This window comes from Burkholderia sp. BCC1999, from assembly GCF_905339975.1.
In the GTDB taxonomy this organism is placed as follows: Bacteria; Pseudomonadota; Gammaproteobacteria; order Burkholderiales; family Burkholderiaceae; genus Burkholderia.
Genome location: NZ_CAJPHP010000004.1, coordinates 141,998 through 161,392, shown reverse-complemented (window position 1 = coordinate 161,392; position 19,395 = coordinate 141,998). Strand labels below are relative to the sequence as shown.

Annotated in this window: 21 protein-coding genes, 1 other RNA gene and 1 riboswitch; of the genes, 10 read left to right on the top strand and 12 right to left on the bottom strand. The window is 67.6% G+C overall.

The window, feature by feature from the left end; all coding sequences use genetic code 11:
* Positions 1-25: 25 nt before the first annotated feature.
* The 5 genes from cobC to U5809_RS07220 all read right to left on the bottom strand — a co-directional run bounded on the left by cobC (position 26) and on the right by U5809_RS07220 (position 4,402).
* Positions 26-610, bottom strand: a complete 585-nt coding sequence (cobC, locus tag U5809_RS07240) for an alpha-ribazole phosphatase (RefSeq protein WP_322086001.1) — start codon at positions 608-610, stop codon at positions 26-28.
* Entirely contained in the window at positions 595-1,371 is a 777-nt protein-coding gene (locus U5809_RS07235) for an adenosylcobinamide-GDP ribazoletransferase (RefSeq protein ID WP_322086000.1), read from the bottom strand. The genes cobC and U5809_RS07235 overlap by 16 nt, the downstream gene beginning before the upstream one ends.
* On the bottom strand, positions 1,361-2,416 hold the full coding sequence (gene cobT, locus U5809_RS07230; RefSeq protein WP_322085999.1) for a nicotinate-nucleotide--dimethylbenzimidazole phosphoribosyltransferase: 1,056 nt from the start codon (positions 2,414-2,416) through the stop codon (positions 1,361-1,363). Before cobT ends, U5809_RS07235 begins: the two co-directional genes overlap by 11 nt.
* A 61-nt stretch (positions 2,417-2,477) precedes the next feature.
* Entirely contained in the window at positions 2,478-3,290 is an 813-nt protein-coding gene (locus tag U5809_RS07225) for an ABC transporter ATP-binding protein (RefSeq protein ID WP_322085998.1), read from the bottom strand.
* On the bottom strand, positions 3,287-4,402 hold the full coding sequence (locus U5809_RS07220; RefSeq protein ID WP_415877931.1) for a FecCD family ABC transporter permease: 1,116 nt from the start codon (positions 4,400-4,402) through the stop codon (positions 3,287-3,289). The genes U5809_RS07225 and U5809_RS07220 overlap by 4 nt, the downstream gene beginning before the upstream one ends.
* 41 nt (positions 4,403-4,443) lie before the next feature.
* Positions 4,444-4,696: riboswitch (cobalamin riboswitch) on the bottom strand.
* A gap of 154 nt (positions 4,697-4,850) precedes the next feature.
* Between U5809_RS07220 and U5809_RS07215 the strand changes: the two genes are divergently transcribed.
* From U5809_RS07215 to U5809_RS07195, 5 genes are all read left to right on the top strand, one after another.
* A complete protein-coding gene (locus U5809_RS07215) occupies positions 4,851-5,201 on the top strand; it encodes an ATPase (RefSeq protein WP_282505779.1) in 351 nt (116 codons plus the stop codon).
* Positions 5,198-5,512, top strand: a complete 315-nt coding sequence (locus U5809_RS07210; protein WP_006478091.1) for a cell division protein ZapA — start codon at positions 5,198-5,200, stop codon at positions 5,510-5,512. Before U5809_RS07215 ends, U5809_RS07210 begins: the two co-directional genes overlap by 4 nt.
* A gap of 81 nt (positions 5,513-5,593) precedes the next feature.
* Positions 5,594-5,775, top strand: a non-coding RNA gene (gene ssrS / locus U5809_RS07205) — 6S RNA.
* A 71-nt stretch (positions 5,776-5,846) separates the two neighbouring features.
* Positions 5,847-6,308, top strand: a complete 462-nt coding sequence (locus U5809_RS07200) for an EVE domain-containing protein (RefSeq protein ID WP_282505780.1) — start codon at positions 5,847-5,849, stop codon at positions 6,306-6,308.
* A 181-nt stretch (positions 6,309-6,489) separates the two neighbouring features.
* Positions 6,490-7,230 carry an SIMPL domain-containing protein gene (locus tag U5809_RS07195; protein WP_322085997.1) on the top strand — a complete coding sequence of 247 codons (741 nt, stop codon included), beginning with the start codon at positions 6,490-6,492 and terminating at the stop codon, positions 7,228-7,230.
* A gap of 111 nt (positions 7,231-7,341) precedes the next feature.
* On the opposite strand, the gene lgt is transcribed toward U5809_RS07195, so the two are convergent.
* Entirely contained in the window at positions 7,342-8,232 is an 891-nt protein-coding gene (lgt, locus tag U5809_RS07190; protein ID WP_322085996.1) for a prolipoprotein diacylglyceryl transferase, read from the bottom strand.
* An 88-nt stretch (positions 8,233-8,320) separates the two neighbouring features.
* Positions 8,321-9,235: a LysR substrate-binding domain-containing protein gene (locus U5809_RS07185; RefSeq protein ID WP_322085995.1), complete on the bottom strand. Its 915-nt coding sequence runs from the start codon at positions 9,233-9,235 to the stop codon at positions 8,321-8,323.
* 134 nt (positions 9,236-9,369) lie between these two features.
* Here U5809_RS07185 and ilvD point away from each other — a divergent pair, with 134 nt between their 5' ends.
* On the top strand, positions 9,370-11,043 hold the full coding sequence (gene ilvD, locus U5809_RS07180; protein ID WP_282505783.1) for a dihydroxy-acid dehydratase: 1,674 nt from the start codon (positions 9,370-9,372) through the stop codon (positions 11,041-11,043).
* A gap of 126 nt (positions 11,044-11,169) precedes the next feature.
* Positions 11,170-11,496: a c-type cytochrome gene (locus U5809_RS07175; protein ID WP_322085994.1), complete on the top strand. Its 327-nt coding sequence runs from the start codon at positions 11,170-11,172 to the stop codon at positions 11,494-11,496.
* A gap of 143 nt (positions 11,497-11,639) precedes the next feature.
* On the opposite strand, the gene U5809_RS07170 is transcribed toward U5809_RS07175, so the two are convergent.
* Genes U5809_RS07170 through U5809_RS07160 form a run of 3 tightly spaced genes read right to left on the bottom strand, consistent with a single transcriptional unit; the run spans position 11,640 to position 14,374 of the window.
* On the bottom strand, positions 11,640-12,386 hold the full coding sequence (locus U5809_RS07170; RefSeq protein WP_322085993.1) for a DUF2486 family protein: 747 nt from the start codon (positions 12,384-12,386) through the stop codon (positions 11,640-11,642).
* Between the two features lie 25 nt (positions 12,387-12,411).
* Positions 12,412-12,828, bottom strand: coding sequence for a DNA polymerase III subunit chi (locus U5809_RS07165; protein WP_176050655.1), 417 nt, complete (start codon positions 12,826-12,828; stop codon positions 12,412-12,414).
* Between the two features lie 34 nt (positions 12,829-12,862).
* The gene (locus U5809_RS07160) at positions 12,863-14,374 is read right to left on the bottom strand and encodes a leucyl aminopeptidase (protein WP_176050656.1); all 1,512 of its coding nucleotides are present in this window, start codon (positions 14,372-14,374) and stop codon (positions 12,863-12,865) included.
* A 122-nt stretch (positions 14,375-14,496) separates the two neighbouring features.
* On the opposite strand from U5809_RS07160, the gene lptF reads away from it, so the two are divergent.
* From lptF to U5809_RS07145, 3 genes are read left to right on the top strand one after another with little or no spacing between them, the layout of a single operon-like run.
* Complete coding sequence (gene lptF, locus U5809_RS07155; protein WP_322085992.1) at positions 14,497-15,588, top strand: LPS export ABC transporter permease LptF; 1,092 nt, start codon at positions 14,497-14,499, stop codon at positions 15,586-15,588.
* Positions 15,589-15,591: 3 nt separating this feature from the next.
* Positions 15,592-16,740 (top strand): LPS export ABC transporter permease LptG, encoded by a 1,149-nt coding sequence (gene lptG / locus U5809_RS07150; protein ID WP_176050658.1) that lies wholly within the window; start codon positions 15,592-15,594, stop codon positions 16,738-16,740.
* 27 nt (positions 16,741-16,767) lie between these two features.
* Complete coding sequence (locus U5809_RS07145) at positions 16,768-17,151, top strand: sirohydrochlorin chelatase (RefSeq protein ID WP_282505788.1); 384 nt, start codon at positions 16,768-16,770, stop codon at positions 17,149-17,151.
* 81 nt (positions 17,152-17,232) lie between these two features.
* Here U5809_RS07145 and cobA read toward each other — a convergent pair whose 3' ends face one another.
* Positions 17,233-17,982: a uroporphyrinogen-III C-methyltransferase gene (cobA, locus tag U5809_RS07140; protein WP_322085991.1), complete on the bottom strand. Its 750-nt coding sequence runs from the start codon at positions 17,980-17,982 to the stop codon at positions 17,233-17,235.
* Between the two features lie 86 nt (positions 17,983-18,068).
* Positions 18,069-19,385: a sulfate adenylyltransferase subunit 1 gene (locus U5809_RS07135; RefSeq protein ID WP_282505789.1), complete on the bottom strand. Its 1,317-nt coding sequence runs from the start codon at positions 19,383-19,385 to the stop codon at positions 18,069-18,071.
* Positions 19,386-19,395: the final 10 nt, after the last annotated feature.

Here is a 19,395-nt window from a genome sequence, read left to right as displayed (position 1 = left end):
CGTTCACACGCAGACGCCGGCGCGCCTATTCGTCCCAGTGCATGACTTTCCACGCTCGCGTGTCGCGGTCCGCGCGCAACCAGACGACTCCGCCCGTCGGCACCGGCCGCGACAGCATCGTCTCGAGCGGTACACGCAATACATGGGACGCGAACGCACGAATAACGCCGGCATGCGTAACGATCCATTGCGGCCCGTCAAACTGCGCAACCGCATCGGTCTGCCGCGCAACCCGCTCGACGAACCGCGCAACGCTTTCGCCGCCATGCGAGCACGCATGCATCAGGTCGGCCGCCCACGCATCGAGCGCCGCGCGGTCGATGTCGTCCCAGCGCTGCATTTCCCACGCGCCGAAGTCCATTTCCTGCCAGCCGACATCGCACCGCAACGGCACATCGAACGCCTGCGCGAGCCGATCGGCAACCGATAAGCAACGCGTCAACGGGCTCGTCCAGACCTGCGCGGGCAACGGCGCGCCGAGAGCCGACAGATGCGCACGCACGGCCTGCGCGCCGGCATCGGCCGGCGCGGCGAGCGGCACGTCGCTGCGCCCGTAGCAGATGCCCGGTTCGACACCGACGGCCGGATGACGGATCAGGACGACGTCCATCCGAGCACCACGAGATAGATCGCCAGTTCGCACAATTGCTGCGCGAAGCCGAGACAGTCGCCCGTATAACCGCCGATCCGCTTCACGAAATAACGGGCTGCCCACGCGCGCACGAGCACGAGCGCCACGCACACCGCGACGCCCATGCGCCAGTCGGGCCAGAACAGCCACGGCAATCCGAATACGGCCGCGACGCACGCCGCGCGCGTGCCCATCCGCTGCGCGACCGGCTTCGCCTTGCCTTCCGGTCGCACGTAGTCGAGCGTCATCAGCAGGCTCACGGCCGCCGCACGGCTCGCCGCATGCGCGGCGATCATCGTCCATGCGGCACGCAGCGGCAGCATCGACGCAAGCGCCTGCCATTTCAGGCCGAGCGTGATCACGAGCGCGACCGCGCCGAACGTGCCGATCCGCGAGTCGTGCATGATGCGCAGCACGTCGTCACGCGTAAAGCCGCCGCCGAACGCATCGCAACTGTCGGCGAGGCCGTCCTCGTGGAAGGCGCCGGTCGCAAGCAGCGTCGCAGCGATCGACAGCCCGACCGCGATCGACGGGGGCAGCACGCGCAGCGCGACGAGATAGACGAGCGCGCCCCACGCGCCGACGCACGCGCCGACGAGCGGAAAATAGCGCGCGGCCTGGTCGAGATCGCCGGCCGCATAGCCGATCGAACGCGGCACCGGCACGCGCGTGAAATAGCCGAGCGCGACGAAGAAGTAACGCAGTTCGGCCCGCACGCCGCGCGCGCGCTCAGGCGTCACGATTGTCGACGCCTGCGGATTCGAAGCTCGCCATCTCGCTGAGGAACGCCGCAGCCGCGCGCACGAGCGGCAGCGCAAGCGCCGCACCCGTGCCTTCGCCGAGCCGCAGGTCGAGTGCGAGCAGCGGCTTCGCGCCGAAATGCTCGAGCATGCGCCGGTGCCCGGCCTCGTGCGACGTATGCGAGAACACGCAGTAGTCGCGCACGCCGGGCGCGATGCGCTCGGCGACGAGCAGCGCGGCCGTCGCGATGAAGCCGTCGACGAGGATCGTCATCCGCTCGCTCGCGGCCGCGAGGTACGCGCCCGTCATCATCGCGATCTCGAAGCCGCCGAACGTCGCGAGCACGTCGAGCGGCGCGATCGCGTGCGAATGCTTGACGAGCGCGCGGCCGAGCACCGCGCGCTTGTGCGCGAGGCCCTGGTCGTCGAGGCCCGTGCCACGCCCGACGCACGCGTCGATCGGCACGTCGAGCAGACGGCTCATCAGGCACGCGGCCGACGACGTGTTCGCAATCCCCATCTCGCCGAAACCGATCACGTTCGTGCCGAGCGATGCATGGAGGCGCACGCGCGCCGCACCGGCGGACAGCGCCGTCATCGCCTCGTCACGCGACATCGCCGGCTCCGCCGCGAAGTTGCGCGTGCCGCGCGCGACCGGCAGCGACACCAGCCGGTCGGACAGCGGCAACGGCGACGCGACGCCCGCATCGACGATCTCCAGCGTGCTCTGCGCGACGCCCGAGAACGCGTTGATCGCCGCACCGCCGGCCAGGAAGTTCGCGACCATCTGCGCGGTCACCGCCTGCGGATAAGGACTGACACCCTCGGCCGCGATCCCGTGATCGCCGGCGAACACGATCGTCACCGGGCGCTGCACGACCGGCCGTTCGGTGCGCTGGATCAGGCCGATCTGCAGCGCGAGCGCCTCGAGCTGGCCGAGGCTGCCGGGCGGCTTGGTCTTGTGGTCGATCACATGCTGCAGGCGTATGCGCAGCGCGTCGTCGAGCGGCGCGATCGCGGGCGGGAAGTGGGTCGGAGTCGTCATCGGGAAGCCGTGTCGTGGGCGCGGCACACGCCGCGCATCGGAAGAATCGGAAAAGGAAAGTTCATTGTCGCGCAGGCCACGCCGGCAACAGCGCATCGCGGCCGTTCTCGCGGATCAGCACGAGCGGATAGCCGAATGCGTCGCTCGCGCGTTCGGGCGTCAGCACGTCGTGCACGGGGCCGGCCCACGCGCGACCGCACCCGTCGAGCAGCAGCGCATGCGTCGCGAAACGCCGCGCGAGGTTCAGGTCGTGGCACGAGAACAGCACCGTGCGCGGGCCCGCATCGAGCCATGCGGTCAGCGCGCTCAGGCAGTCGATCTGGTGATGCAGGTCGAGATGCGCGAGCGGTTCATCGAGCAGCATCAACGGCGCATCCTGGCACAGCGTCGCGGCCAGCGCGACCCGCTGCCGCTCGCCGCCCGACAGCGACAACACGTCGCGCGACGCGAGCGCGGTCAGGTCGAACGTCGCAAGTGCATCGTGCGCGGCCGCGCGATCGCCGTCGCGCTCCCAGCCCCAGCCACCGAGATACGGAAAGCGGTTGAGCAGCACCGTGTCGAATACGGTCGCGCTGAACGCGTCGTGCAGTTGCTGCGGCATCAGCGCGCGGCGCTGCGCGAGTGGTTCCGGGCGCCACGCGGCAAGCGGCCGGCCGTCGATCTCGACTTGTCCGCCGGCCGGCGGCTGCAGCCCCGCGAGCGTCGCGAGCAGCGTCGTCTTGCCCGCGCCGTTCGGCCCCGCTACGCACCAGATCTCGCCGGGGCGGAAGGCCTGCGTGAACCCGTCGAGCAATGTGCGCGCGCCGGCCTTCAGCGTCAGGTCGACGGCCGCGTAGCGCAGGTCGCTGCCAGCGTGCAGTGCGGCATCCGTCATCGCATCGGTCTCCTCAACAACATCCACAGGAACACCGGCACGCCGATCAACGCGGTCATCACGCCGACCGGCAACTGTGCGGGCGCGATCGCGGTGCGCGCGAGCAGGTCGGCCGCCATCACGCCGCCGCCGCCCGCGAGCATCGCGGCCGGCAGCAGCATTCGCTGGTCGTTGCCGAACGCGAGCCGCAGCGCATGCGGCACAACGAGGCCGACGAAGCCGATCGTGCCGGCCGTCGTCACCGCAGCCGCGGCGGCCAGCGACGCGACGAGATAGATCCGCACGCGCAGGCGCGCGACGGGCACGCCGAGCGCGAGCGCGGTCGCGTCGCCACGCAGCAGCACGTTCAGTTGCGGCGCGACCGGCAGCGCGACGCAGGCGGCCAGCAGCAGCGCGCCCCATGCGAACCACGGCGTCGTCACGCCGTTCAGGTCGCCCGTGAGCCAGAAGATGATGCCGCGCAGCCTCGCATCGGGTGCGAGCGACAGCAACAGCGTGACGAGTGCGCCCCACCCTGCCGCGATCACGACACCCGTGAGCAGCAGGCGCGGCGACGCGTCGCGCGAATCGCCGCGCCACAGCTCGCGGCGCGCGAGGCCGAGCACGAGCGCGACCGAGACGAGCGAGCCGGCAAATGCGGATGCGTCGACGAGCCACCACGCGCCGCCCGCGATCATCGCGACGAGCGCGAAGCCGGCCGCGCCGCCGGACACGCCGAGCACGTAGGGTTCCGCGAGCGGATTGCGCAGCAGCACCTGCAGCAGTGCTCCGGCCAGCGCGAGCAGCGCGCCGCACGCGAAGCCCGCGAGTGCACGCGGCAGACGCAGCGTGCGGACGATATCGGCAAACAGCGCATCGCCGCCATGCGGCACGAGCGATGCAAGTGCCTGCCACGGCGACATCGGCACGCTGCCGATCGACAGCGATGCGACGAACAGCAACGCGACCATGGCGGCCAGCGCGGCCCAGATTGCGGCAGCGCGCGCGGCGCTCATGCCGTGCACGGCCGCGCGCATGACGCGCGGCGCATCCGCTTGAGGTTGCCGGCCGGACGTGACAAGGACGCCGCGCGGACGATTGGGGTCAGCATCGAAGAACATTCCGTGAAGCATTGCGCGCCCCGCCTCCCCGCAGGCCGCGCGTCACGAAGCCCGTGCGGGCTTCCCGTCTCGGCCGGTATCCGGGCTGGCGGCGGTCCGGCTCGCCTTCCCGCGCGTTTCAAGCGCAGTGGCCCGCGCCCGCGTGCGACACCTGCACGCAAAACGCGCCCGAGCCGGCCTGCGTCGGGAGACGCGGCCGCTTACCGTTGCGGGGGCAGCGCAGGTTGGCACGCTCTCGAAGCGCACGCCCTGCTTCCCGTTTAACCGCGCGTGCCACGCGCGAGCACCGAGGCGGCGCCAGTTTAGGAGCCGGTCGCGCGAGCGTCAAGGAAGCGTCAGGACACGTACGGGAAGCACCGATTCACGGCAAGAAGCAGGGGTGTTACGACTGGAAACGATACAGATGTCGGATTGCGCGTTATTCCGCGCTAAAATGCTGGGTCTTTAGAGGACGCAGCAAATGCTCAACGAACTCGAAACCTTATCTCAAAATATTGGCCGTCTGATTTCGCTGAACAAGCGCTATCACGCGGAACGGCTCGCGCTCGAGGAGCAGGTCGCGCAATTGCGCGCGGAAGCGGACACGGTCCGCGCGGAACTCGCGGAACTTCGCGACGAACGCAATGCACTCGCGGCCGAGCGTGACACGCTGTCGGCAAAGATCGACGACGCCCAGGTGAAACTGAACGCGATTCTCGAAAAGCTGCCGCGCTCGAAAAGCGCGGAGCAAGCCGACAACCAGCTCGACCTGCTGGATGCGCAGGCGCGTACGGATGGCGATGACGCGGCCAGCCACGGAGAACATGCATGAGCACCAAGCAGATCGAAGTCTCGATTCTCGGCCAGCCCTATCGGTTGGCCTGTTCGGCCGAGACCGAAGCGGCGCTGCTCGAGGCAGTCGCGCGTGTCGACGCCGAAATGTCGAAAATCCGCTCGAACAGCTCGGTACGCGGCACCGATCGCATTGCGGTGATGGCGGCGCTGTCGCTCGCATCGGAATTGCTGCGGCTGCAAACGAGCGTGCGGCACGGTGAAGCATTTCCGGCGGAGGAAATCCGTCGTACAATGCACCAGATGAACGAACAGCTCGGCGCGGTGCTCGCACAGCACGAGACGCAGTAACGTTTTAATCGATACGTCGATTCCCCTTGATCTCGGCGGTCAACGGTGGTCAAATTGGCGCATCGAATCACAGTTCAGTCAGCTTCCCTGCCTGGTTCGCCAAGGTCATATATTCCTTGAACCAATGCCATGTGCACGGTTGCGGAAATTTGTAGCACGGGCGCGCGCGTCACTCTGTCTGATGTACCCGAAGTGCTGCTAACTGCGACCAATTCTGAACCCCAGGTTCAGGATGCCGGCCTAGCGGCCAAGGCGGGGACCTATCCAACGGCATCGGGCACGTCCCGGTGCCGTTTTCTTTTGTAGCAGCCTCTTTCTGCGTCGATCACGATCCATGCAATACTGGCTGATGAAGTCCGAACCGGACGAAGCGAGCATCGACGATCTCGCCAACGCACCGCAGCGCTCGCTGCCGTGGACCGGCGTGCGCAACTATCAGGCGCGCAATTTCATGCGCGACACGATGAAGATCGGCGACGGCGTGCTGTTCTATCACTCGAGCTGCCCCGAGCCGGGCATCGCGGGCCTCGCCGAAGTATCGTCGACGCCCTACCCCGATCCCACGCAGTTCGATCCGGCAAGCCCCTATTACGACCCGAAATCGACGCAGGAAGCGCCGCGCTGGCTGCTCGTCGACGTGCGCTACGTGAAAAAGTCGCCGCTCGTGCCGCTCGCCGCACTGCGCGAACACGACGAACTCGCCGACATGCGCGTGCTGGCTCGCGGCAACCGATTGTCGATCACACCCGTGACGCGCACCGAATGGCGCTTCATCACCGAAAAGCTGATGAAGTAGGCCTGCGCCAAAGGTCAAATCTGGTCAGCACACGCGGCCGACACGGAACTCGCGGGTCTTTTGCGCAGCCTAAGCAACCGCTGTCGGCCGATCAGGCCGGCCGTGGTTTATTTCGTCGCGCGGTACGCCCGCGTCGTGCACGCGTGATCCGCGTGCGCGCCCTCGCACAAGGAGTCCAACAATGACCAAGAAATCCGCACTCGCGCTGTCGCTCGCCCTCGCCGCCGCCGTTCCCGTCGCGCTGACGCTCGCGTCGCCGGCCGCGCACGCGCAGACCGCAAACCCGCATTTCCCCGAGCCGGCGGGCGTGCTGTCGCTGTCGTCGCAGGCCAGCGCCGACGTGCCGCAGGACATCATCCACATCACGCTGTTCTACGAGCAGCAGGCCAAGGATCCGGGCAGCCTCACGGCGCAGTTGAACCAGCGCGCCGACGCAGCGCTGTCGCAGGCGAAGAGCGTGTCGGGCGTCACGGCGCACACGGGTGCGTTCTCCGTGTATCCGAGCACCGATCGCGACGGCAAGATCTCCGCGTGGCGCGGCCGTACCGAGGTGGCGCTCGAATCGCGCGATTTCGCCGCGGCGTCGAAGCTCGCGGGCCAGCTGTCGAACCTGATGCAGGTCGCGAACGTCGAGTTCTCGCTGTCGCCTGAGGCGCAGCGCACGGCCGAGCAGAAGCTCACGACCGAGGCGATCAAGTCGTTCCGCGCACGCGCGGACGAAGCCGCGAAGGCATTCGGCTACAGCAGCTACACGATTCGCGACGTGAACGTCGGCAGCGGCCGCAACGTGCAGCCGTACCCGCGCATGATGGCGATGGCCGCGGCACCGATGGACAGCGCGAAGATGAGCGCGCCGATCGCGGTCGAAGGCGGCAAGGCCACCGTGTCGGTCACCGTCAACGGCTCGGTGCAGATGAAGTAACGCACCACGCGCCGCTGTCGCAAACGAAAAACGCCGGCCCGAGGGCCGGCGTTTTTTATGTGCCTGCGCGTTGTCGATGCACGCATCGATTGCGCGCGCATCGATTTCGCATCACGCCGCAGCGTTTGCCGCGCGACGGCGATACGCCCAGACCATCAGCGCGACACCCACGAGGATCATCGGCAGCGACAGCCACTGCCCCATCGACAGGCCGAGCGCAAGCAGGCCGAGGAAGTCGTCGGGCTCGCGCGCGAACTCGACCGTGAAGCGTGCGAGGCCGTAGCCGATCAGGAACAGCGCGGACACGGCACCCATCGGCCGCGACTTGCGCGAGAAGAAGAACAGCGCGAAGAACAGCACGATGCCTTCGAGCACGATTTCATAGAGCTGCGAAGGATGCCGCGGCAGCATCTGGTACTGCATGAACACGTCGGCGAGATGCCACTTCTCGACGAGTTCCGGATGCTTCGGCAGCCACGCCGCATCGTCGCGCATCGCGCCCGGGAACAGCATCGCCCACGGTGCGGACGGATCGGTCACGCGGCCCCACAGCTCGCCGTTGATGAAGTTGCCGAGCCGCCCGGCCGCGAGCCCCGTCGGCACCATCGGCGCGACGAAGTCGGTGACCTGCAGCCAGTGGCGCTTGCGCTGCCACGCGAACAGCATCATTGCGAGCGTGACGCCGAGGAAGCCGCCGTGAAACGACATGCCGCCTTCCCACACCTTGAACACGTCGAGCGGATGCGAGAAATAGAAATCGGCCTTGTAGAACAGCACGTAGCCGAACCGGCCGCCGAGCACGGTGCCGAGCACGCCGTAGAACATCATGTCGTCGATGTCCTTCGCGGTCCAGCCCTGCGCCGCGACATGCGGCAGCTTCAGGCGGATCCGGCCGACGACGATCGCCGCGATGAAGCCGACGAGATACATGAGGCCGTACCAGCGTACGGCCAGCGGCCCGAGATGGATCGCAACGGGGTCGAAATTCGGGTGAATGATCATGGGTTAGCGAAGAAGTTTTCGAATGCGGTACGGCTGTCGCACTGCGCAGCACCGCGCATTGGACGGCGCCGGTGCACCATCGTTCACGTCACGCGGCAAGGCCCTGCGCGCGCACGACGTCGATGAAGCCGGCCAGCACGGGGCTCACGTCGCCCGTGCGCCACACGAGGCCTGTCTCGACGGCCGGCGCGTGACCGGCAAGCGGCCGGTAGACCACGCCAGTGCGCCGCAGGTTACGCAGCGATTGCGGCACCAGTGCGACGCCCATGCCGGCCGACACGAGGCTGACGATCGTCTGCATCTGGATCGCCTCCTGGCCGATGCGCGGGGTTTCCCCCGCCGCGCCGTAGCAGCCCGTAATGATGTCATAAAAGCCGGGCGCCAAACGGCGCGGAAAGATCACGAGCGGCAACGCGGCCACTTCGGCGAGATGCACGGGTTCGTCTTCGGGCGCATCGGACGCCGCTGCCGGCATCGCGACCACCAGCGGCTCGCGCACCACGGGCAGGTACGACAGGCCGGCTGCGTGGCGCGGCGGCACCGGCGGAATGACGAGCCCCGCGTCGATGCGGCCGGCGACGAGCTCGTCGATCTGCACATCGCTCGTCGCCTCCGCGAGTTGCAACCGAACCTGCGGATAACGTGCGCCGAACGCGCGCAGCAGCGATGGCAGCAGTCCGTAGTCGGCGGTCGACACGAACGCGAGCGACAGCGAGCCGGCCTCGCCGCGCGCGAGCCGCCGCGCGAGCGGCGGCAGCGCATCGGCCGACGCCAGCAGCCGGCGCACGTCCGGCAACAGCGCCGCACCGACCGCCGTCAGCGCCACCGAACGCTTGGTGCGCACGAACAGCGCGACGCCCAGCGCTTCCTCGAGTGCGCGGATCGCCTGCGACAGCGGCGGCTGCGTCATCGACAGGCGTTCGGCCGCGCGGCCGAAATGGCGCTCTTCGGCGACGGTCGCGAAATAGCGCCACTGGCGCAGGTCGGGTGTCGGATCGGCCATGCTCGACTCATTCGTGAAACGACTTAATAAGCGACAAATAATATATTGGACATCCCAATCCGGAAACTCCATTCTTGATTGATCCGAACCGGCGCGCCCTCACGAGCGACGCCCATACAACGATGGAGTCCCCCATGTCGTACAACCGTCGCTCGAAGCACATCACGCAAGGCGTGGCCCGTTCGCCGAACCGCTCGATGTATTACGCACTCGGCTACCAGAAGGACGATTTCGACAAGCCGATGGTCGGCATCGCGAACGGCCATTCGACGATCACGCCCTGCAATTCCGGCCTGCAGCGCCTGTCGGACGCGGCCGTCGAGGCCGTGAAGGCGTCCGGCGCGAACCCGCAGATCTTCGGCACGCCGACGATTTCGGACGGCATGTCGATGGGCACCGAGGGGATGAAGTACTCGCTCGTGTCGCGCGAGGTGATTGCCGACTGCATCGAGACCTGCGTACAGGGCCAGTGGATGGACGGCGTGGTGGTGGTCGGCGGCTGCGACAAGAACATGCCGGGCGGCATGATCGCGCTCGCGCGCCTGAACGTGCCGGGCATCTACGTGTACGGCGGCACGATCCGCCCCGGCCACTGGAAGGGCCGCGACCTGACGATCGTGTCGTCGTTCGAGGCCGTCGGCGAATTCACCGCGGGCCGGATGTCGCAAGAGGATTTCGAAGGGGTCGAGAAAAACGCGTGCCCGACGTCGGGGTCGTGCGGCGGCATGTACACCGCTAACACGATGAGCTCGTCGTTCGAGGCGCTCGGGATGTCGCTGCTGTATTCGTCGACGATGGCGAACCCCGACCAGGAGAAGGTCGATTCGGCCGCCGAATCGGCGCGCGTGCTCGTCGAGGCCGTGAAGCGCGACCTGAAGCCGCGCGACATCATCACGAAGGAAGCGATCGAGAATGCGGTGTCGGTGATCATGGCGACGGGCGGCTCGACCAACGCGGTGCTGCATTATCTCGCGATCGCGCACGCGGCCGAGGTCGACTGGACGATCGACGACTTCGAGCGCATCCGCAAGCGCGTGCCGGTGATCTGCGACCTGAAGCCGTCCGGGAAGTATGTCGCGACCGATCTGCACCAGGCCGGCGGGATTCCGCAGGTGCTGAAGATCCTGCTCGATGCGGGGCTGCTGCACGGCGACTGCATGACGATCACGGGCCGCACGATCGCCGACGAACTGAAGGACGTGCCGAGCGTGCCGCGCGCCGACCAGGACGTGATTTACCCGATCGACCGCGCGCTGTACAAGGAAGGCCACCTGGCGATCCTGAAGGGCAATCTCGCGGAAGACGGCGCGGTCGCGAAGATCACCGGCCTGAAGAACCCGGTGATCACGGGCCCGGCCCGCGTGTTCGACGACGAACAGAGCGCGATGGATGCGATCCTCGGCGACCGGATCCGTGCCGGCGACATCCTCGTGCTGCGCTATCTCGGCCCGCAGGGCGGCCCCGGCATGCCCGAAATGCTCGCGCCGACGTCCGCGATCATCGGCAAGGGGCTCGGCGAATCGGTCGGCTTCATCACGGACGGCCGCTTCTCGGGCGGCACCTGGGGCATGGTGGTCGGCCACGTCGCGCCGGAGGCGTTCGTCGGCGGCACGATCGCGCTCGTGCAGGAAGGTGACTCGATCACGATCGACGCGCACCGGCTGCTGCTGGAGCTGAATGTCGACGACGCGGAACTCGCGCGCCGCCGCGCCGCGTGGCAACAGCCGGCGCCGCGCTACACGCGCGGCGTGCTCGCGAAATTCGCCGCGCTGGCACAGCCGGCGAACAAGGGGGCCGTCACCGGTTGAGGGCAGCCCGCCTTAACATGTGACCCCAATAGACATGGCCGCGGGGAAACGCGCAAAACGCGCTTTCCCTTTGCTTTTATAATGCGCGGACCATGAAGCCGGCCGTCCCCGTCGGCGGAGAACCGCATGAAACAGACGATATTGCGCGCGCTGCTCGTGACGCTGCTGACCGGCAGCGCGGCGGCCGCGCGTGCCGACCAGGCCGACGGGCTCACGCTGGCGCAGCGCAAGAACTGCATGGCCTGCCACGCAGTGATCAAGCCGCTGATGGGCCCGTCGTTCCGCGACATCGCCGGCAAGTACGCGGCGCGCGGCGACGCCGTCGACTACCTGGCCCAATCGATCGTGAAAGGCAGCGTCGGCGTATGGGGCAACGTGCCGATGCCCGCCAATACGCAGCTGACGAACACCGAAGCCCATACGCTCGCGCAATGGGTGCTGTCGCTGCGCTGAACCGGATGCCCTGGACGGCGATCGCCGTTGCGCCGGCGGCTGCCGACAGGCGGGCCTGTACCGGCTGACCGGCGCCCTGACGGCCGCGTCACCGGTACCGAGTGGAACCGCACCCTCTTTTCCGCCACGGATCGACCGTGCGCTCAGCCGGAGTGACTGGTGCGGCGGCGCGCGATCTCTTCATCGACCGCGTCGCGGACCCAATCCATCACCTCGGTTTCCAACGCGAGCGCCACCTCGCGCGTAACCTGGCCCACGAGCCAGGCCGAATGCTCATGCAGCGCGTCGCGGCAGCGTGCCTCGATCGCGTCGCGGCCGGCTCCGGTCAGATAGTTCGTCAGCCGATTGCGCAGGCGCTCGGCGATATGTTGCGCGTCCTCCGGCGTCAGCCCCGCGGCAGCCGCTACATCCGGCTGCGGCGCCACGGCCGGTACGACCGCCTCCGGCAGCACGGTTTCAGGTGCCTGCCCGGCCGCTTCGTGCGCCATCACGGCAGACACGTGCCGCGGCACGGCGTCGTGTGCCAGCGACGACTGCAGCGGCGCATTCATCACCACCGCATCTTCGGCGACCACGTGCTCCGCGGCGCCCGGCTCGGCCGGCGCATCGGTCTCGCCCATCGCGGCCGCCTCGGCGGTCGCCACGTCGCCCGGCAGCTCGATCGCCGGCACGTGCGGCGTCGGCACCGGCTCGACGATGACGGTTTCGGGGTCGGCCCCGGTTTTCATGGAATCACCTGACGCGATCACGTCGGTGAGCACCGGAATCGCCGCGCGGTCATGCGACTGCGGCTGCGGTGCGTCGGGCGCGGACGCGCGCGCCGGCACCGGCTTGCCCGGCACCAGCACGTCGGTGAGCGTCGGGATCGAGGATGAATCGGCTTCTGTCACGGCAACACTCCGTCGACGGTTGCGGTTAGCTGCCCTGCTTGTAGTTGTTCAGCGCGTATCCGCGGTCGCGGTAGAACCGGTAGCGGTCGCGGCCCGCGGCCAGTTCGTCCGGCGCGTTGCCGACCACTTCGAGCAGGCGCTCGAAGCGGGCGAACTGCGCGGGCACGGCCGCGCCGAGGTTCAGCAGCACATGGTGATGCGGCGCGCGGTCGAGGTCGGCTGCCAGCACGATCGGCGTGCCGGCTGCGTGCTCGCTGTCGACGCCGCAATGCGGGATGAAATCGAGCGGCGAGAACGTCCAGAGCTGCTCGTCGAGCGCGCGCAGGCGCGCGGGCTCGGCGAGCACGACGACCGGCTGCCCGGCCTGGTAGGCCTTGCGCAGCAGCCGGCACGCGTACGCGAGCGAATCGCCGACGTTCGAGTGGAAATCGATCCGCGTCATTGCCTGCGCACCCGCATCGTCGTCAACCCCACCATCACTGGCCGGCGCGGTCGATCAGGAACTGCGCGAGCAACGGCACCGGACGGCCCGTCGCCCCCTTCGCCGCACCACCCTTCCATGCGGTGCCCGCGATGTCGAGGTGGGCCCACGGATAGCTCTCGGTGAAGCGCGACAGGAAGCACGCGGCCGTCACGGCGCCGGCCGGACGCCCGCCGATGTTCGCGAGATCCGCGAAGTTCGACTTCAGCTGGTCCTGGTACTCGTCGTCGAGCGGCATGCGCCAGGCCGGGTCGTTCGCCTCGCGCGATGCGTCGAGCAACTCACCCGCGAGCGCGTCGTCGGTCGAGAACAGGCCGCTGTTGTGGCCGCCCAGCGCGATCACGCAGGCGCCCGTCAGCGTCGCGACATCGATCACCGCCGCCGGCTTGAAACGCTCGGCATACGTGAGCGCGTCGCACAGGATCAGGCGGCCTTCCGCGTCGGTGTTCAGCACTTCGATCGTCAGGCCCTTCATGCTGGTGACGATGTCGCCCGGCTTCGTCGCGTTGCCGCCCGGCATGTTCTCGCAGGTCGGCACGATCGCGACGACGTTGATCTTCAGGCCCATCTCGGCGACCGCACGCATCGTGCCGAGCACCGAACCCGCGCCGCACATGTCGTACTTCATCTCGTCCATGCCCTCGCCCGGCTTCAGCGAGATGCCGCCCGTGTCGAACGTGATGCCCTTGCCGACCAGCACGACCGGCGCGGCCTTCGCGGCGGCGCCCTGGTAGTGCAGCACGATGAATTGCGGCGGCTCGACCGATGCACGCGCGACCGACAGGAACGAGCCCATCTTCAGCGCCTGGATCTGCTTGAGCCCGAGGACTTCGGCCTTCAGGCCCCAATCCTTCGCGATCTTCTTCGCGGTGTTGCCGAGGTAGGTCGGCGTGCAGACGTTGCCGGGCAGGTTGCCGAGATCGCGGGTCAGATCCATGCCGTTCGCGAGCGCGACGGCTTGCTTGACCGCGACCTTCGCGGCCTTCTCGTCGGCCGGGTCGACGCTGAACACGACACGCTTGAGCGTGTGCGACGCCGGTTCCGGCTTGCTCTTCATCTGCGTGAAGCGGTAGGTCTCGTTGCGCAGCGCGAGAATCGCGGCACGCACGCCCCAGTCGGAGCTGCGCTCGTCGACCGGCAGTTGCGCGAGCGAGAACGTGACCTGGACCACCTTGGTCGCCAGCAGCGCGCGCCACGCGGCCGTCACTGCGTCGTTATAGGCTTTCTGATTGAAAGCATCCTGCTTGCCGAGGCCGACGAGCAGCACGCGCGATGCGCCGATGCCCGACACTTCGTGCAGGAACAGCGTCTTGCCGCGCTTGCCGTCCATGTCGCCGGCCTTCACCACGCGCGAAATCAGCCCCTTGGTGGCCGTGTCAATGTCGAGCGCCGCGCCCGAAAGCGTCTGCGCCTCGAAGATGCCGAGCACGATGCAGTCGGATTTCCCGGTCAGGAACCCCTTGGCCTCGCCTTTGCTCCAATCACAGCCTTTTATGCTAAAGTCCATCGCGCTTGTCCTCGGATAAAATCTGGGCTAAGGATGAAAGCCGCAATTATCCGCTATTTTTCCCCCGGCGGCGCGAGCGCTCCACCACGCGTGCGCAGCCTCCCGCCCTCTTCTCATCAAGAATGATCTTCGAACGCTCCCTCCAGCGCGAGCTTGCGTATACGGCTGGCGCCGTGTTCATGGTGCTGCTCACGATCATGCTCACGACGATGATGATCCGCATCGTCGGCTACGCCGCGTCCGGTGAAATCGATCCGCGGGACGTGCTCGTGCTGATCGGCCTGACCGTGATCGGTTACCTCGCCGTGATGCTCGTCGTCACGCTGTTCGTGTCGATCCTGTTCGTGCTGACCCGGTGGTACCGGGACTCCGAAATGGTGGTGTGGCTCGCGTCGGGCGTGAGCCTCACGCGCCTCATCAAGCCGATCGGCGTGTTCGCCACGCCGATCGTCCTGCTGATTGCCTTCTTCGCGTTCGTCGGCTGGCCGTGGTCGAACCAGCAAAGCAAGATGATCAAGGCACGCTTCCAGCAGCGCGACGAGATCTCGCTGCTCGCGCCGGGCCAGTTCCGCGAGTCGGCCACGAACCACCGCGTGTTCTTCATCGAGAAGATGACGCCCGACCAGAGCAAGGTGCAGAACGTGTTCGTCACGTCGACCGAGAACGGCAAGGTCAACGTGGTCGTGTCGCAGACGGGTCACACCGAAACGCACGACGGCAGCCGCTTCGTCGTCCTGGAGGACGGCCGCCGCTACGACGGCACGCCCGGCCAGCCGAACTTCAAGATCATGGAGTTCGAGCGCTACGGCGTGAAGATCACGAGCACGCCGGTCACCAACGTGCCGACCACGAACAGCACGTCGACGCCCGACCTGCTGCGCAACCCGACGCGCGACAACCTCGCGGAATTCGCGTGGCGCGCAGGGCTGCCGCTGATCGCGATCAACCTGATGGTGCTCGGCATCCCGCTGTCGTACCAGAACCCGCGCCGCAGCCGCACGATCAACCTCGTGATGGCCGTGCTGATCTACCTCACGTATTCGAACCTGCTGAACGTCGTGCAGGCGCAGATCGAGCAGGGCAAGATGTCGTTCGGCGTCGGCCTCGTCGGCCTGCACCTCGTCGTCGCGGCGATCGTCGCGTTCATCTTCTGGTTGCGCGTGCGCAATCGTCCGCTGTTTACACGCGCGCTGTTCGGCCGCTCGGGAGCATGATCGATGCGGCTCTATGAAAAGTACTTCGCGCGACAGATCTACGTCACGTTCGTCTTCATCCTGTTCGCGTTCTCGGGCCTGTTCTTCTTCTTCGACCTGATCAGCGAACTGAATTCGGTCGGGCACGGGAACTACAAGTTCGGCTACGCGGTGCTGCGCGTCGCGCTGCAGACGCCGTCGCGCTTCTACGAGATCATCCCGGTCGCCGCGCTGATCAGCGCGATCTACGTGTTCGCGCAGATGGCCGCGAACTCGGAATTCACGATCTTTCGCGTGTCGGGTCTCGCGACCAACCAGGCGCTGCGCTCGCTGCTGAAGATCGGCATACCGCTCGTGATCGTCACCTACCTGATCGGCGAATTCGTCGGCCCGTACGCCGATCAGTTGTCCGAACGCGTGCGGCTGCAGGCGCTCGGCGCCTCGGTGTCGTCGAACTTCCAGTCGGGCGTGTGGGTGAAGGACACGCTCGCGGCCCGCGACAACGGCGAGCAGGTCACGCGCTTCGTCAACGTCGGCAGCCTGTCGCCCGACTCGACGATCAGCAACGTGCGCATCTACGAATTCGATTCGAAGTTCCAGCTGCAGAACGTGCGGATCGCGCAAACGGGGCGCTACGAGCCGCCCGGCCACTGGCTGCTGAAAGGCGTCACCGAGACCGAGCTGACGCCGATCAAGCCGATCAGCGGCCAGCCGACCGACGCGTTGAACCCCGTGTACCGGTCGCAGCAGGTATCGCTGCCCGAATACCGGCTGCGTTCGGACCTGACGCCGCAGATCCTGTCGGTGCTGCTCGTGTCGCCGGAGCGCATGTCGATCATCAACCTGTTCCGCTACATCCAGCACTTGCGCGAGAACCAGCAGGACACGCAGCGCTACGACATCGCCCTGTGGCGCAAGCTGCTGTATCCGTTCGCCGTGTTCGTGATGCTCGTGCTGTCGCTGCCGTTCGCGTACCTGCACACGCGTGCGGGCGTAGTCGGCATGAAGGTGTTCGGCGGCATCATGCTCGGCATGAGCTTCCAGCTCCTCAATACGCTGTTCTCGCACATCGGCACGCTGAGCGCGTGGCCCGCGCCGCTCACCGCTGCGACCCCGGGGCTGATCTATCTCGCGCTCGGCCTGTTCTCGCTCAAGTGGGTCGACCGGCACTGAGCGCCGCGTCATGACGGAGGCTTCGACATGAGTTCGCACGGCATCGTCCTGTTCGGCCACGGCGCCCGCGATCCGCGCTGGGCCGAGCCGTTCGAGCGGCTCGCCACGCGGCTGCGCGGCGCCGGCTCCCCTGCCCCGCACGTGTCGCTCGCGTTCCTCGAACTGATGACGCCGTCGCTCGCCGACGCGGTGGCCGCGCAGGTCGCCGCCGGCTGCACGCGCATCACCGTCGTGCCCGTGTTCTTCGGCCAGGGCGGCCATGTCCGCCGCGACCTGCCGCAGCTCGTCGATGCATGCCGCGCCGCACATCCCGCGGTCGAGATCCGCTGCGCGACGGCCGTCGGCGAAGACGACGGCGTGCTCGACGCGATCGCCCGCTACTGCATCGACCAGCTCGGCAGCGACGCGTAAGCCACGTACTTCCCGCACACAAAGAAAAAGCGCTGGCATCTGCCAGCGCTTTTGTCGTTTCGGACTGCGGTCGAACCGCCCTCAGGCGGCATTGCGCATCGAGTCGCCCGCTTTCGCCTGCCGTGCGCGCTCGGCGAACGCGTCGCCGATCATCAGCAGGCTCGGTTCCGCGGGATCGAGCCACGCCTGCGCGTCGCCCGCCGCCATCTGCGCAAGCGTCAGCGTCAGCGAGCGCTCGCGCGCGGTGCTGCACGCCTCGACGATCGCGACGGGCGTCGCCGGCGCACGGCCGGCGTCGATCAGTTCCTGCGCGATGCCGGGCGCGCTGTCGCGGCCCATGTAGTAGACGATCGAATCGGCGCGCGCGGCTTCGCGGATCTCGTCGCTGCCCGGCGCGCGGCTGTGCGTCGCGAACGCGACGCTGCGCGACACGCCGCGCAACGTCAGCGACCGCTTCAGCGTCGCCGCACCGGCCAGCGCCGCGGTGATGCCCGGCACGACCTCGTAGTCGATGCCGGCCGCTTCCAGCGCGCGCATCTCCTCTTCGGCGCGACCGAACAGCATCGGGTCACCGCCCTTCAGCCGCACGACGCACGCGTGTTCGCGCGCCGCATCGACGATCTGCTTGTTGATGAAATGCTGCGCGGTCGAACGCTGCCCACAGCGCTTGCCGACCGCGATCCGGCGCGCATTCGGCGCGTAGTCGAGCATCGCGGGCTCGACGAGCGCGTCGTGCAGCACGACGTCGGCCTGCGCGAGCAGGCGCGCGCCGCGCACCGTGATGAGGTCCGCCGCGCCCGGCCCTGCTCCGATCAGATACACCTTGCCCATGTTTGTCGCTTCGCTTCGTCCGTGCGGACGTTTGCGTACGGCCCGCGCCGCCGTGTGGCGACGCGGTTTGCCACGCAGATTGACGATTACGCCGAGAACGCCCGGATCATGCCCGCGGCGACCGTGTGGTGCGTCGCTTCGTCGATCAGCACGAACGCGCCCGTGCCCGGATGCGCATCGTACGTATCGCAGACGATCGGCTTCTGCAGCGTCAGCGCGACGCGGCCGATGTCGTTCATCTTCAGGTCGTGGCGGTCGGTCGCATGCGACAGCGTATGCACGTCGAGCACCTGCTTGACCGCGCCGATCTTCGCGAACACCGTGCTTGTGGTCTGCTTCAGCAGGTACTTGCGCTGCGGCGACAGCGGCGTCTCGTCGAACCAGCACAGGTCAGCCTCGAGCTTCTTGGCCGGCTCGACCGGCTCGGCGGTCGTGACGAACATGTCGCCGCGCGACACGTCGACATCTTCCTCGAGACGAATCGTCACCGTCTGGCCCGCGAACGCGTGCGCGACCGACGCGGTGCCGCCCGGCACCGGCGCGACGATCTCCGCGACCGTTGCCGTGCGGTTCGACGGCAGCACGACGATCTCGTCGCCGACCTTCACTTCGCCCGACTCGATCCGGCCCATGTAGCCGCGGAAATCGTCGGCCGAGCTGCCGTCCTGGCGCGCGACCCACTGCACCGGGAAGCGCAGCGCGTCATGCGCCTGCGTCTCGACCGGCAGCGATTCGAGCACGTCGAGCAACGGCTCGCCCGCGTACCACGGCATGCGCTCGCTCGCGCCGACGATGTTGTCGCCCTTGAGCGCCGACACCGGCACGAAGCGCACGTCGGTCAGGCCGAGCTGCTTCGCGAGCGTGACATACGCGTCGCGGATCTCGTTGAAGCGCGCTTCGCTGTAGTCGACGAGGTCCATCTTGTTGATCGCGACGATCACGTGCTGCAGGCCGAGCAGCTTGACGATCGCGCTGTGGCGCTTGGTTTGCGGCAGCAGTTGCACGACGCCGTTCTCGACCGTGATGCGCGTCGCATCGATCAGGACGATCGCCGCGTGCGCGGTCGACGCACCCGTCACCATGTTGCGTGTGTACTGCTCGTGGCCCGGCGTATCGGCGATGATGAACTTGCGCTTCGCGGTCGCGAAGTAGCGGTACGCGACGTCGATCGTGATGCCCTGCTCGCGCTCGGCTTCGAGGCCGTCGGTCAGCAGCGCGAGGTCGAGCTCGTCGCCGACCGTGCGCTTGTTCTTCGCGCGCGACAGCGCGGACAGCTGGTCGGATAGCACGGCCTTGCTGTCGTACAGCAGGCGGCCGATCAGCGTGCTCTTGCCGTCGTCGACGCTGCCTGCGGTGATGAAACGCAGCACGCCGAGGTCTTCGGTGTTCTCGATGATGCTCATGATGTGAATG